The 12,837-nt window shown below is 60.2% G+C and carries 12 protein-coding genes and 1 pseudogene; all 13 read right to left on the reverse strand.

Annotation, left to right across the window (positions count from 1 at the left end):
• Positions 1 to 49: 49 nt before the first annotated feature.
• Positions 50 to 691, reverse strand: coding sequence for a ribonuclease HII (rnhB, locus tag JN403_RS23955; RefSeq protein WP_172610975.1), 642 nt, complete (start codon positions 689 to 691; stop codon positions 50 to 52).
• 11 nt (positions 692 to 702) lie between these two features.
• Positions 703 to 1,839, reverse strand: a complete 1,137-nt coding sequence (gene lpxB, locus JN403_RS23960; RefSeq protein WP_122537370.1) for a lipid-A-disaccharide synthase — start codon at positions 1,837 to 1,839, stop codon at positions 703 to 705.
• Between the two features lie 2 nt (positions 1,840 to 1,841).
• Positions 1,842 to 2,618, reverse strand: a complete 777-nt coding sequence (lpxA, locus tag JN403_RS23965) for an acyl-ACP--UDP-N-acetylglucosamine O-acyltransferase (protein WP_122537369.1) — start codon at positions 2,616 to 2,618, stop codon at positions 1,842 to 1,844.
• Entirely contained in the window at positions 2,615 to 3,055 is a 441-nt protein-coding gene (gene fabZ / locus JN403_RS23970; protein WP_037014232.1) for a 3-hydroxyacyl-ACP dehydratase FabZ, read from the reverse strand. Before fabZ ends, lpxA begins: the two co-directional genes overlap by 4 nt.
• 111 nt (positions 3,056 to 3,166) lie before the next feature.
• Positions 3,167 to 4,222 carry a UDP-3-O-(3-hydroxymyristoyl)glucosamine N-acyltransferase gene (lpxD, locus tag JN403_RS23975; protein ID WP_205484584.1) on the reverse strand — a complete coding sequence of 352 codons (1,056 nt, stop codon included), beginning with the start codon at positions 4,220 to 4,222 and terminating at the stop codon, positions 3,167 to 3,169.
• Between the two features lie 4 nt (positions 4,223 to 4,226).
• Entirely contained in the window at positions 4,227 to 4,730 is a 504-nt protein-coding gene (locus JN403_RS23980) for an OmpH family outer membrane protein (RefSeq protein WP_037014235.1), read from the reverse strand.
• A 46-nt stretch (positions 4,731 to 4,776) separates the two neighbouring features.
• Positions 4,777 to 7,155, reverse strand: a complete 2,379-nt coding sequence (bamA, locus tag JN403_RS23985) for an outer membrane protein assembly factor BamA (RefSeq protein ID WP_172610970.1) — start codon at positions 7,153 to 7,155, stop codon at positions 4,777 to 4,779.
• Between the two features lie 75 nt (positions 7,156 to 7,230).
• A pseudogene (rseP, locus tag JN403_RS23990) lies at positions 7,231 to 8,582 on the reverse strand (RIP metalloprotease RseP).
• An 87-nt stretch (positions 8,583 to 8,669) separates the two neighbouring features.
• Positions 8,670 to 9,860: a 1-deoxy-D-xylulose-5-phosphate reductoisomerase gene (gene ispC, locus JN403_RS23995; RefSeq protein ID WP_205484586.1), complete on the reverse strand. Its 1,191-nt coding sequence runs from the start codon at positions 9,858 to 9,860 to the stop codon at positions 8,670 to 8,672.
• On the reverse strand, positions 9,857 to 10,675 hold the full coding sequence (locus JN403_RS24000) for a phosphatidate cytidylyltransferase (protein ID WP_205484588.1): 819 nt from the start codon (positions 10,673 to 10,675) through the stop codon (positions 9,857 to 9,859). Before JN403_RS24000 ends, ispC begins: the two co-directional genes overlap by 4 nt.
• Entirely contained in the window at positions 10,675 to 11,430 is a 756-nt protein-coding gene (uppS, locus tag JN403_RS24005; protein WP_074891303.1) for a polyprenyl diphosphate synthase, read from the reverse strand. Before uppS ends, JN403_RS24000 begins: the two co-directional genes overlap by 1 nt.
• 16 nt (positions 11,431 to 11,446) lie before the next feature.
• The gene (frr, locus tag JN403_RS24010) at positions 11,447 to 12,004 is read right to left on the reverse strand and encodes a ribosome recycling factor (protein ID WP_065989845.1); all 558 of its coding nucleotides are present in this window, start codon (positions 12,002 to 12,004) and stop codon (positions 11,447 to 11,449) included.
• Positions 12,001 to 12,744: a UMP kinase gene (gene pyrH / locus JN403_RS24015; RefSeq protein WP_037014256.1), complete on the reverse strand. Its 744-nt coding sequence runs from the start codon at positions 12,742 to 12,744 to the stop codon at positions 12,001 to 12,003. Before pyrH ends, frr begins: the two co-directional genes overlap by 4 nt.
• Between the last annotated feature and the right edge of the window lie 93 nt (positions 12,745 to 12,837).

The following is a 12,837-nucleotide window of genomic DNA, read 5'->3' on the forward strand; positions in this document are numbered from 1 at the left end:
AAACGAAGGCCGGATTGTACCGGCCATTCAGAAAAACATCAGCCCGCGATCAACTGAGTGGCAGCGACATGAAACCGGTAGCGACCATCATGTCCCGCGCGGCCCAGGCCTGACGGACCGGACCGAAGGAACGCCGGTGAATAGGCGTTGGCCCCAAACGCGCCAAGGCTTCCAAGTGCACGGCTGTCGGATAACCCTTGTGGCCGCCGATGCCGTAGCCCGGATAGAGCAGCTCCATGCGCGCCATTTCCCGGTCGCGACTGACCTTGGCCAGAATCGAGGCGGCGGCAATGGCCGGCACGTGGGCATCGCCCTGAATGACCGGCGCGCTGGGCACCGACAGCTGCGGGCAGCGATTGCCATCGATCAGCGCCAGTTTCGGCGTGATGATCAAACCTTCTACGGCTCGCTTCATCGCCAGCATGGTGGCGTGAAGAATATTCAGCTCATCGATCTCTTCGACTTCAGCCCGCGCGATGTGCCAGCACAGTGCTTTCTCGCAAATCTCGTCGAACAGTCTTTCGCGCTTGGCTTCGGTGAGTTTCTTGGAATCGTTCAGGCCCAGAATCGGGCGCTTGGGGTCGAGAATGACCGCCGCGGTAACCACGGCGCCACACAGCGGACCGCGGCCGACTTCGTCGACACCGGCGACCAGATCCTCGACGAGATTGAAGTCCAGACCCATTTGCATTGATTGCTTGCTCATTGTGAAGGCGTTGCGCCAATCAGGTTCAATACCGCCTCGGCAGCCTGATTGGACGCATCGCGACGCAAGGTACGGTGAATCGCATCGAAGCCGGCAGTCTGTGCGTCGCCGTCGTCCAGCAACGGCAGCAGCGTCTGCGCCAGGGCCTCGGCGGTCGCCGCGTCCTGCAGAAGCTCCGGAACCAGCAAACGCTGGGCCAGGAGGTTCGGCAGCGACACGTACGGGCTCTTCACCATCCGCTTGAGTATCCAGTAAGTCAGTGGTGCCAGACGATAGGCAACCACCATCGGTCGCTTGTACAACAGGGCTTCGAGGGTCGCGGTCCCGGAAGCGATCAGCACGGCATTGCACGCCGCCAGCGCTACATGGGACTGGCCATCGAGCAGCGTCAGCGGCAGTTCGCGCCCTTGCAGCAGTTGTTCGATCTGTTCGCGGCGCTGAGGACTGGCGCAGGGCAGCACGAAACGGATGTCGGGACGCACGGCCAGCAGGCGCTCGGCTGCGTCGAAAAACAGGGCACCGAGACGCCCGACTTCACCACCGCGACTGCCCGGCATCAGCGCGACCACCGGGCCTTCGCCCAAGCCAAGCGCGGCGCGAGCGGCCAGTTGATCTGCCTGCAGTGGAATGGTGTCGGCCAACGGGTGCCCGACGAAACGCACTGGCACGCCTTGCTCTTCATAGAAACGGGCTTCGAACGGCAGCAACGTCAGCATCAGGTCGCAGCCTTCGCGGATCTTCAGAACACGCTTCTGCCGCCACGCCCACACGGACGGGCTGACGTAATGAACGGTCTTGATCCCGGCCTGACGCAGCTTGAGCTCGATATTAAGGGTGAAGTCCGGGGCATCGATGCCGATGAACACGTCCGGCTTCTCGTCAATGAGGGTCTGAATCAGCAACTTGCGACGGGCGAGCAGCTCTTTGAGCCGGCCGAGCACTTCCACCAGCCCCATGACCGACAGGCGCTCCATCGGAAAATACGACGTCATGCCCTGGGCTTCCATGAGCGGACCGCCGACACCGATGAATTCGGCGTCCGGGTGCCTCGCCTTGATCGCACGCATCAAGCCGGAGCCAAGAATGTCGCCGGAAGCCTCTCCGGCCACCAGCGCAATACGCAAGCGAGCCATGGTCAGCGAGTGATGCCGCGAGTCGATGACTGGATGGACTTGAGGAACAGCTCCACTTCAGGGAACTGCGCAGCAGGCTCGCTCAGCTCGACGATCGCCTGCTCTACGGTCAGGCCCTGACGGTAGACGGTCTTGTAGGCGCGGCGCAGCGCGTGAATCGACTCTTCGGAGAAGCCGCGACGACGCATGCCTTCGAAGTTCATGCTGCGGGCTTCGGCCGGGTTGCCGAACACGGTGACGAACGCCGGGACGTCCTTGCCGATGGCAGTGCCCATGCCGGAAAAGCTGTGCGCGCCGATGTGGCAGTACTGATGCACCAAGGTGAACCCGGACAGAATCGCCCAGTCATCCACGTGCACATGGCCGGCCAACGCGGTGTTGTTGACCAGAATGCAGTGATTGCCAATAACGCTGTCGTGACCGATGTGCGCGTACGCCATGATCAGGTTGTGGTCACCCAGCGTGGTTTCCGCACGGTCCTGAATGGTGCCACGGTGGATCGTCACGCCTTCGCGGATGACGTTATGGTCACCAATCACCAGACGCGTCGCTTCACCTTTGTATTTCAGATCAGGCGTGTCCTCACCTACCGAGGAAAACTGGTAGATGTGGTTGTGTTTGCCGATCCTGGTCGGGCCGCGCAGGATCACATGCGGACCGATCACTGTACCCTCGCCGATTTCCACACCAGGTCCGACGATCGACCACGGGCCGACCTCCACATTGTCGGCCAGTACGGCCGTCGGATCGATGATTGCGCGAGAGTCAATCAAACTCATAGTTTGCGTTCCGCGCAGATGATTTCAGCCGAGCACACCGGCTTGCCATCAACCGACGCCTGACATTCGAACTTCCAGATCTGGCGCTTGCAGCTGAGGAATTTTGCTTCAAGGATCAGCTGGTCGCCCGGCAGTACTGGCTGGCGGAAGCGCAGTTTGTCGGAGCCGACGAAGTAATAAAGGGTGCCATCGGCAGGCTTCACATCGAGCATCTTGAAGCCCAGGATGCCGGCCGCTTGAGCCATGGCCTCAATGATCAGCACGCCCGGCATGATCGGGTGCTGAGGAAAGTGGCCATTGAAGAAAGGCTCGTTGATGCTGACATTCTTGTAGGCACGAATGCTTTTGGTCTCGACATCCAGCTCCACCACACGGTCCACAAGCAGGAACGGGTAACGGTGCGGCAGATATTCGCGGATTTCGTTGATGTCCATCATTTCGAAGGGAAGCCTGTAGTAAAGATTGGGAGGGCGCGACTAACGCGCGTCACTCCTCTAGCAAATCAAGGAGGCAGTTTATCGGCTGTGCACGCTTGATAAGAAAAAGTATCAGCCATCAGATGAAGCTTTACCGCCTGAGGTCACTGCCTCGACAATCTTTTCCAGGTGCTGCAGGCGCCGCGCCATGTCGTCGAGATGGCGCATGCGTGCCGCGCTCTTGCGCCACTCTGCCGCCGGCTGCATCGCCGTTCCCGAAGAATAGGAGCCGGGCTCGGTGATCGACCGCGTGACCATGGTCATGCCGGTGACGAAAACCCCGTCGCAGATCTCGATATGGCCCACCAGCCCGACACCGCCGGCAAGCATGCAGTGCTTGCCGATTTTGGCGCTGCCTGAGATACCCACACACGCAGCCATGGCCGTGTGATCACCGATCTGAACGTTGTGAGCGATCTGAATCTGGTTATCCAGCTTCACGCCATTGCCGATGCGGGTGTCATCCATGGCGCCGCGGTCGATGGCGGTGTTTACGCCAATCTCGACATCGTCACCGATGGTCACACCGCCAGTCTGCGCGATCTTCTGCCAGACGCCTTTCTCGTTGGCGAAACCAAAACCTTCACCGCCCAACACTGCGCCGGACTGGATAACCACGCGCTGCCCGATACGGACGTCGTGATACAGCGTGACGCGCGGGGCCAGCCAGCCGCCCTCGCCAATTACGCTGCGCGCACCGATGAAGCAATGCGCGCCAATGGTCACGCCCGCTGCAATATGTGCACCGCTCTCGACAACCGCATACGCGCCAACACTGGCCGACGGGTCGACGAAAGCATCCGCTGCCACCACGGCTGTTGGATGAACACCAACAGCAGCCTTGGGCTTGGGATCGAACAGATGGGAAATACGGGCGTAGGCCAAATACGGATCAGGCACCAGCAACGCGTCGGCGGCGTACCCTTCCGCATCTGTCGGCTTGAGCAGCACGGCAGCGGCCTGGGTGGTCGCGAGGAATTTTCGGTACTGAGGATTGGCCAGAAAACTGACCTGATCAGGACCGGCTTCCTGCAAGGTTGCCAGTCCTGTGATTTGCTTGTCCGCCGGGCCACGCAGGGTGGCGCCGAGGAACTCGGCCAATTGGCCGAGTGTGATGGTCGCAGTCATTAACTTACTTCAGCTGATTCATGCGCTCGATAACCTGGCGAGTGACGTCATATTGTGGCTTGACGTCAATCACGGCACCGCGCTCGAACACCAGGTCAAAACCACCTTTCTTGATGACTTCTTCTACCGCCTGGTCCAGCTTCGGCTTGAGTTGCTTGAGCATGTCGCGGTCAGCAACAGCCTTGGCTTCGTTCAGCTCCTTGGACTGGAACTGGAAGTCACGGGCCTTTTGCTTGAAGTCCAGCTCCAGACGCTCGCGCTCAGGCTGGGCCATCTTGTCACCACCGGCGACCAGACGATCCTGGATACCTTTGGCGCTGCTCTCAAGAGCCTTCAGTTTGGTCAGCTGAGGACCGAATTTTTTCTCTGCATCTACTGCATACCGTTTGGCTGCGTCGGATTCAAGCAAGGCCATCTGGTAGTTCAGTACTGCGATTTTCATGTCAGCAAATGCCGGGCCTGCGATCAGAACCGTTGCCAGCAATGCCAATTGGGTCAACTTACGCACGATGTAACTCCTACAGAATCCGTTGTCGTTAGCAGTGATCAGACCCTTAGAAGGTCTGACCGAGAGAGAATTGGAAGACCTGGGTTTCGGTGCTGTCGTCCGGTTTCTTGACCGGCATCGCCAGGGCGAAACTCAACGGACCCAAGGCAGTGACCCATGTCACGCCGACACCGACGGAACTGGCCAGGCCCGACAGCTCTGGACCATTACACTCGACCTTCTGACCATCGGTCGTGGTCTTCTGCGAACCGCAGTTGGTATTGAAAACGTTACCCACGTCCCAGAACAGCGAGGTACGCAGCGAACGCTGGTCCTTGATGAACGGCAGCGGGAACAGGATCTCGGCACCGCCGGTGATCAGGACGTTACCACCGAACGGCAGCGGATCCTGGTCCGGGTCAGCAAGGGTGCCACTGCCTGCACGACCGCTACTTGGCGTACTGCGCGGACCGAGCGTGCTGTCCTTGAAGCCACGTACCGAGTTGAAGCCACCAGCGTAGTAGTTCTCGTAGAACGGCAGACCAGACGTCGAGCCATAACCGTCGCCATAACCCAGTTCCGAGTGCAGACGCAGGGTGTAGTTGCTGGTGATCGGGTGGAACAACTGGCCGCGATAATCAAGTTTATAGAACGACAGGTCGCTGCCCGGAATAGTCGTTTCCAGCGTCAGGCTCTGGGAGCTGCCACGGGTCGGCAACGTGCCTTTGTTCAACGTCGACTCGGACCAGCCCACCGACGCTTTGAAGTTGGTGAAGCTGTCGCCTTCCTGCTCGATGAAGTCGAAAATTTCGTCAACGGTGTACTTACCGGTGCTCAGCTCATCCTTCTGTACCGACAGGCCGAAGTTCAGGCGAGAGGTTTCGCTGATCGGGTAGCCCATGTTGATACCGGCACCCAGGCTGTCGACCGAGTAGCTCGCGACGTCGACGTCGAGGTCGTCGTAGTCGGTCTTGCGGTAGAACGCGCTGTAGCCAAGGCTCACACCGTCAGGCGTGAAGTACGGGTCGACGTAGCTGAAGTTGTAACGGGTCTGGTATTCGCTTTTGGTCAGGCCGATGCTGACCTTGTTACCGGTACCCAGGAAGTTGTTCTGGCTGATGGAACCACCGAGGATCAGACCGGCGCTCTGCGCAAAGCCGACGCTGGCGGTGATCGAACCGGACGCCTGCTCTTCTACTGCGTAGTTCACATCAACCTGATCGTCGGTGCCAGGCACCGCCGGGGTTTCTACGTTCACTTCCTTGAAGAAGCCCAGACGGTCAAGACGGGTCTTGGACTGGTCGATCAGGTAAGTGGATGCCCAGCCGCCTTCCATCTGGCGCATTTCACGACGCAGCACTTCGTCCGCTGTCTTGGTGTTGCCACGGAAGTTGATGCGGTTGACGTATGCACGCTTGCCCGGATCGACAACAAAGGTAATGTCGACGGTGTGGTCTTCGTCATTCGGCGTTGGCACACCGTTGACGTTGGCAAAGGTGTAACCCTCGTTACCCAGACGGCGGGTGATCAGCTCGGAGGTCGTGGTCATCACCTTGCGGGAGAACACCTGGCCCGGCTTGACCAGCAACAGCGACTTGACCTGATCTTCGGGGACCTTGAGGTCGCCGCTCAGCTTGACCGACTTCACGCTGTACTTCTCGCCCTCATGAATGTTGACGGTGATGTACACGCTTTTCTTGTCGGGTGTGATGGATACCTGGGTCGAGGCGATATCCATGTTGATATAGCCGCGGTCGAGGTAATACGAACGCAGACGTTCCAGGTCGCCGGAGAGTTTCTCACGGGCGTACTTGTCGTCGTTCTTGAAGAAGGAAAGCCAGTTGGTGGTTTTCAGTTCGAACAGATCGACCAGATCGTCTTCAGGGAAAACCGAGTTACCCACCACGTTGATGTGCTGAATGGCGGCGACCGCGCCTTCGTTGATGTTGATCTTCAGACCCACGCGGTTGCGCGGCTGCGGCACGACTTCAGTAGCGACTTCTGCAGAATAGCGGCCCTGAGCCACGTACTGACGTTGCAGCTCGTTGCGGACGCCTTCCAGCGTGGCGCGCTGGAAAATCTCGCCTTCGGCCAGACCCGACTGCTTCAGACCCTTCATCAGATCCTCAGTGGTGATCGCTTTGTTGCCTTCGATCTCGATACTCGAAACCGACGGACGCTCGACAACTGTGATGACCAGGACGTTACCGTCGCGGCCCAGCTGGATGTCCTGGAAAAATCCGGTTTTGAACAGCGCGCGAGTTGCGTCGACAAGACGCCCATCATCGGCCTGTTCACCCACGTTCAACGGCAGCGCACCAAACACGCTGCCGGCGGAAACCCGCTGCAGACCGTTGACACGGATATCGGAGATAGTGAAGGACTCGGCGTGAACTTCGGCGATCATCAGTACGGCAAGAACCGCAGTTAGCAGCAGACGTTTCATGAAGTCCTTTCTTATTCCAACTGGCAATAAACAAACTGCCGCAAAATGCGGCAGATTCACAATTCGGCGTAGCTTTTACAGTCGTCCCAGATCGTTGACCAGTGCGAGCAACATCACTCCAACCACCAGACTGATACCGATCTGAACCCCCAGCCCTGCACCTTCTCTGACAGTGGTCGGCCACGCGCCCACTCGATCAGATAAAACAGCAAGTGCCCCCCATCCAGCACTGGTATGGGCAGCAAATTGAGAACGCCCAGGCTTATGCTCAGATAAGCGAGGAAATTCAGGAAGTCACCTACGCCTGACTGGGCCGAAGCGCCCGCCACTTTAGCAATGGTTATCGGTCCGCTCAAGTTTTTTACCGAGAGCTCGCCGAACAACATTTTCTTCAGCGAATCGAGGGTCAGCACGCTCATGGTCCAGGTACGCCGCGCGCCTTCTGCGACGGCGGCTACAGGGCCATAGCTGACCTCGCGCAACATCTCCGGCGGCCAATCCACGCCTTTCACGCCAGCACCGAGATACCCGGTCGCCGCAGTGCCTTCGCCCCGTGTCACCAGATCGACGGGCACCTCCAGCTGTGCGCCATCACGCTCGACGCGCACCGAAATCCGCGTATCGGGATGGACACGAACCCAGTCAACGACCTTCTGCCATTCGTCGACAGGCTCGTTATTAAGAGCCAGTAGGCGGTCGCCGGTTTTCAGCCCGGCGGTTTGTGCAGGGCCTTTCGGATCGAGCTCTGCCAGCACCGGCGGTAGCGCCGGACGCCACGGTCTAATACCCAGCGAACGGATCGGGTCCGGCTCGGCTGCGCCCTTGAGCCAGTCGTTGAGCACCAGTGAACGCGGGGTTTCCACGTCGGAACCCTGATCGCGAACGTTCAGCGCAATGCTACCGCTTTCACCCAGACGGCGGACCAGCTGCAAGTTCACGCCCGCCCATCCGGTGACGGCCTCACCATCCACGGAGACGATTTCCTGACCGGAACTCAGCCCGGCCTTTTCCGCAATGCTGCCTGGCTCAACGCCGCCGACGACGGGCCGAACCTGCTGGCTGCCCAGCATGGCGAGCACCCAGAAAAACACAATCGCCAGCAGAAAATTGGCGACCGGGCCGGCGATCACGATGGCGATGCGCTGATAAACCGACTTGCGGTTGAAGGATTGATCCGCCAGCTCGGGGGGAACGTCGCCCTCCCGTTCGTCGAGCATTTTCACATAGCCGCCGAGGGGAATCGCCGCAACGACGTATTCGGTGCCCTTGCGATCACTCCAGCGCAGCAATGGCATGCCAAAGCCCACTGAAAAACGCAGGACCTTGACGCCACACCGGCGCGCCACCCAGAAGTGACCGAATTCGTGAAACGTTACCAGCACGCCCAACGCAACCAGGGTGCCGACAATCATGTATAGCGCGCTCATCGCTGCTCTCCGGGTACCGATCTAGCGGTGCGTTGAAGCCCACATTGCGTGCAATTCGTCGAAATCATCAGTGCCTGAACCGACTGCCTAGCGACCATTGCGAGCTAGCCAGCGCTCGGCCAGCGCCCGCGCCCGTGCATCGATCTCGAACACCGTCTCCAGCTCGGACACGGCAACGACAGGCTCCAGGTTCAAAACCTCGTCGATCATACTCGCGATTTCGGGGTAGCGAATGCGCTTGTCGAGAAATGCGGCGACTGCGACTTCATTGGCCGCATTCAGCACTGCGGGTGCACTGTCGCCCGCCTCGGCAGCTTGCCGCGCCAGACGCAGGCATGGGAAGCGCACTTCGTCCGGAGCTTCGAAGTCCAGCCGCGCGATGCTGAACAGATCCAGCGGCGCGACGCCGGAATCAATGCGCTCAGGCCAGGCCAGCGCGTGGGCAATCGGCGTGCGCATATCAGGATTACCCAGTTGCGCCAGCACCGAGCCGTCGACGTAATCGACCATCGAATGGATCACGCTCTGAGGGTGAATCACCACCTCGATCCGCGCGGGCGTCGTATCGAACAGCCAGCAGGCTTCGATCAGCTCAAGGCCTTTGTTCATCATGCTGGCGGAATCGACGGAAATCTTGCGGCCCATGGACCAGTTGGGATGGGCACACGCCTGATCCGGCGAGACGTGTTCCAAGTCGGCGAGCGGTGTCTGCCGGAACGGACCACCGGAGGCAGTCAACAGAATGCGCCGGACGCCGACCTTCTCGAGACCGCTTTCGTAATCACGCGGCAAGCACTGGAAGATCGCGTTGTGCTCGCTGTCGAGGGGCAGCAGTACCGTGCCACTGCGGCGGACAGCCTGCATGAACAAGGCGCCGGACATGACCAGCGCTTCCTTGTTGGCCAGCAGGACTTTCTTGCCCGCCTCGACCGCGGCAAGGGTCGGGCGCAAACCGGCGGCACCCACGATAGCGGCCAGCACCGTATCCACCAGAGGGTGCGCAGACACTTCGCAGAGCCCGCCCTCCCCCACCAGCACCCGCGTATCCAGACCGGCTGCACGAAGGTCATCCTGCAACTGGCGGGCGGCGGCCGTCGTCGGCACCACGGCAAACTGCGGGGTATGGCGAACGCACAATGCCAGCAGTTCGGCCATACGTGTATGACCCGTCAGGGCAAAGACCTGGTACCGCGACGGGTGGCGTGCGATGACGTCCAGCGTGCTTAACCCGACCGAGCCCGTTGCGCCAAGTACAGTAATGAGCTGAGGCGTACTCACATCACGCCCCAGTCTTTGGCGGCCCAGAGCAACAAGGCGAACACCGGAATGGCCGCGGTCAGGCTGTCGATGCGATCCAGTACGCCGCCATGGCCCGGTAGCAGGTTGCTGCTGTCCTTGACCCCGGATTTGCGCTTGAACATGCTTTCGGTGAGATCGCCGACGACCGAGATAAGCACGACGATCGCTGCCGACACCAGGGCGAAGATGATTTCACCCAGTGACCAGCCACGGTAGACACCCACCACCGCCGTGATCAGCAGGCATGCTGCCAGGCCTCCATAAAGGCCCTCCCAGCTTTTACCCGGGCTGACCTTCGGCGCCAGCTTGCGCTTGCCGAATGCCTTGCCGGAAAAGTAGGCACCAATGTCGGCGCCCCACACCAGGATCATCACCGAGAGGATCAGCCAGTTGCCCAGCGGCATTTCTTTGATCAACACCAGACCCTGCCACGCCGGCAGCAGTATCAACAGGCCGATGACCAACTTGCAGATCGCACTGGCCCAATGCTCACTCGACTCAGGAAAAGTGAGCACCAGCCAGGTTGCGACCAGCCACCAGATCAGCGCCGCCACCAGCAGCCATGGTGCAATAGCGGGCCGAAGGTACAACAAGAACAGCAGCGCAGCGACCACCACGGCGTAAAGAACGCGGGACGATTGCGCTTCGAAGCCGGAAAGGCGCGCCCATTCCCAAGCGCCAAGCACGACCACCGCACCGATGAACAACGCGAAGCTGCCGCCTGCCAGCAGGAAGAAACCGCACAGGGCGAGCGGCGCAAGGATCAACGCGGTGATGATTCGTTGTTTAAGCATTAAGCGCGGGCTCCAGCTTCTACCTGCTCGCTGGTTTTCCCGAAGCGGCGTTGGCGAGAAGCGAAATCGGCCAGCGCAGTGCGCATGGCATCGTGTTTGAAGTCCGGCCAGAACAGGTCGGAGAAATACAGCTCGGCGTAGGCCAGCTGCCAGAGCAGGAAATTGCTGATGCGGTGCTCGCCGCCCGTGCGGATGCAGAGATCGGGCAACGGCAGGTCACCCGTGGCCAGGCACGTTTGCAGCAGTTCCGGGGTGATGTCCTCCGGGCGCAGGTGGCCGGCCTGAACTTCGCGCGCCAGCCGCTGGGCCGCCTGCGCGATATCCCACTGACCGCCGTAGTTGGCGGCGATCTGCAGAACGAAGCGGCTGTTTTCAGCCGTGCGCTGCTCGGCTTCGCGGATGGCAGCCTGCAGTTCAGGGTGAAACCGCGAACGGTCACCGATGATGCGCAGGCTGATGCCGTTCTCGTTGAGGCGCTTGGTCTCGCGGCGTAGCGCCGTGAAAAACAACTCCATCAGCGCGCCGACTTCTTCCGCCGGGCGCTGCCAGTTCTCGCTGGAAAACGCGAACAAGGTCAGCACCTCGACCTTGGCCTCGGCACAGACTTCAATCACCGCACGAACAGCGTCGACGCCGGCTTTGTGGCCTGCTACACCCGGTAGCAGGCGCTTCTTCGCCCAGCGGTTGTTCCCATCCATGATGATCGCGACATGACGCGGCACCGATGCCGGCGCAGCCAGCTTTGTCTTATCCATGAAAGCTTCCCGGCCCTTATACGGCCATCAGGTCCGCTTCTTTGGACTTGGTCGCGGCGTCGATGTCCGCCTCAGCCTTGTCCGTCAGCTTCTGGATGTCGGCAGCGGCGCGGCGCTCTTCGTCTTCGCTGATTTCCTTGTCCTTGACCAGCTTCTTCAGCTCACCCAACGCGTCACGGCGAATGTTACGCACGGCAACGCGGGCGTCCTCTGCGGCGCTGCGTGCCTGCTTGGTGAAGCCCTTGCGGGTCTCTTCCGTCAAGGCAGGCATGGAGATCAACAGCATCTCGCCCAGGTTGGTCGGGTTGAGGTTCAGGCCAGCGCTCTGGATAGCCTTGTCGACCGCAGAGAGCATGTTGCGCTCGAAGGCCACGACCTGCAGCGTACGGGAGTCCTTCACGGTGACGTTGGCGACGCCGCTCAACGGGGTGTCGGAACCGTAGTACGGCACCATGACGCTGCCGAGAATGCTCGGGTGCGCCTTACCGGTGCGGATCTGGCCGAATGCATGGGCCAGGGACTCAAGGGATTTCTTCATCCGCTCTTGAGCGTCTTTCTTTATTTCGTTGATCATTGTTCGCCTTCCTCGATCAAAGTACCTTCCGCGCCGCCATGCACAATGTTCAGCAGGGCGCCGGGCTTGTTCATATTGAAGACACGCAGTGGCATCTTGTGGTCACGACACAGACAAATGGCTGTCAGATCCATTACACCCAGCTTGCGATCCAGCACTTCGTCGTAGGTCAGACGATCGAACTTCTCGGCATGCGGGTCCTTGAATGGATCGGCAGTGTACACACCATCGACCTTGGTTGCCTTCAGCACGACATCAGCGTCGATCTCGATCGCGCGCAGGCACGCTGCCGAATCCGTGGTGAAGAACGGATTGCCGGTACCGGCGGCGAAGATCACGACTTCCTTGGCATTCAGGTGACGCATGGCTTTGCGACGATCGTAGTGATCGGTCACACCCACCATGGAAATGGCGGACATTACGATGGCCGAGATGTTGGCCCGCTCCAGCGCGTCACGCATGGCCAGCGCGTTCATCACGGTGGCCAGCATGCCCATGTGGTCGCCCGTGACCCGATCCATGCCGGCCGCGCTCAGCGCTGCACCGCGGAACAGGTTACCGCCACCGATGACCAGGCCGACTTGAACGCCGATGCCGACCAGCTGACCGACTTCAAGGGCCATGCGATCCAGCACCTTTGGGTCGATGCCGAACTCTTCCGACCCCATCAGGGCCTCGCCGCTGAGCTTGAGTAGAATGCGTTTATAGCGAGCTTGATAGCCACTGCCCTGCTGAGCCATTGCGAATCTCTCCTGCGGCGTTTGAAAAAATCGTTCGAGTTGCGGGCCATTGTCGGCCTGCGCTCACTCTAGGTCACTGCTTCAGGGAAATGC

The sequence above is a fragment of the Pseudomonas sp. 15A4 genome, assembly GCF_016925575.1.
Lineage (GTDB): Bacteria > Pseudomonadota > Gammaproteobacteria > Pseudomonadales > Pseudomonadaceae > Aquipseudomonas.

Bases quoted from the DNA above. Each gene is read 5' to 3' on its own strand.
- rnhB (WP_172610975.1), bottom strand. From the start codon at position 691: ATGCAAATGGGTCTGGACTTCAATCTCGTCGAGGATCTGGTCGCCGGT.
- lpxB (WP_122537370.1), bottom strand. From the start codon at position 1,839: ATGGCTCGCTTGCGTATTGCGCTGGTGGCCGGAGAGGCTTCCGGCGAC.
- pyrH (WP_037014256.1), bottom strand. From the start codon at position 12,744: ATGGCTCAGCAGGGCAGTGGCTATCAAGCTCGCTATAAACGCATTCTA.
- bamA (WP_172610970.1), bottom strand. From the start codon at position 7,155: ATGAAACGTCTGCTGCTAACTGCGGTTCTTGCCGTACTGATGATCGCC.
- JN403_RS24000 (WP_205484588.1), bottom strand. From the start codon at position 10,675: ATGCTTAAACAACGAATCATCACCGCGTTGATCCTTGCGCCGCTCGCC.
- lpxD (WP_205484584.1), bottom strand. From the start codon at position 4,222: ATGACTGCGACCATCACACTCGGCCAATTGGCCGAGTTCCTCGGCGCC.
- frr (WP_065989845.1), bottom strand. From the start codon at position 12,004: ATGATCAACGAAATAAAGAAAGACGCTCAAGAGCGGATGAAGAAATCC.
- fabZ (WP_037014232.1), bottom strand. From the start codon at position 3,055: ATGATGGACATCAACGAAATCCGCGAATATCTGCCGCACCGTTACCCG.
- lpxA (WP_122537369.1), bottom strand. From the start codon at position 2,618: ATGAGTTTGATTGACTCTCGCGCAATCATCGATCCGACGGCCGTACTG.
- uppS (WP_074891303.1), bottom strand. From the start codon at position 11,430: ATGGATAAGACAAAGCTGGCTGCGCCGGCATCGGTGCCGCGTCATGTC.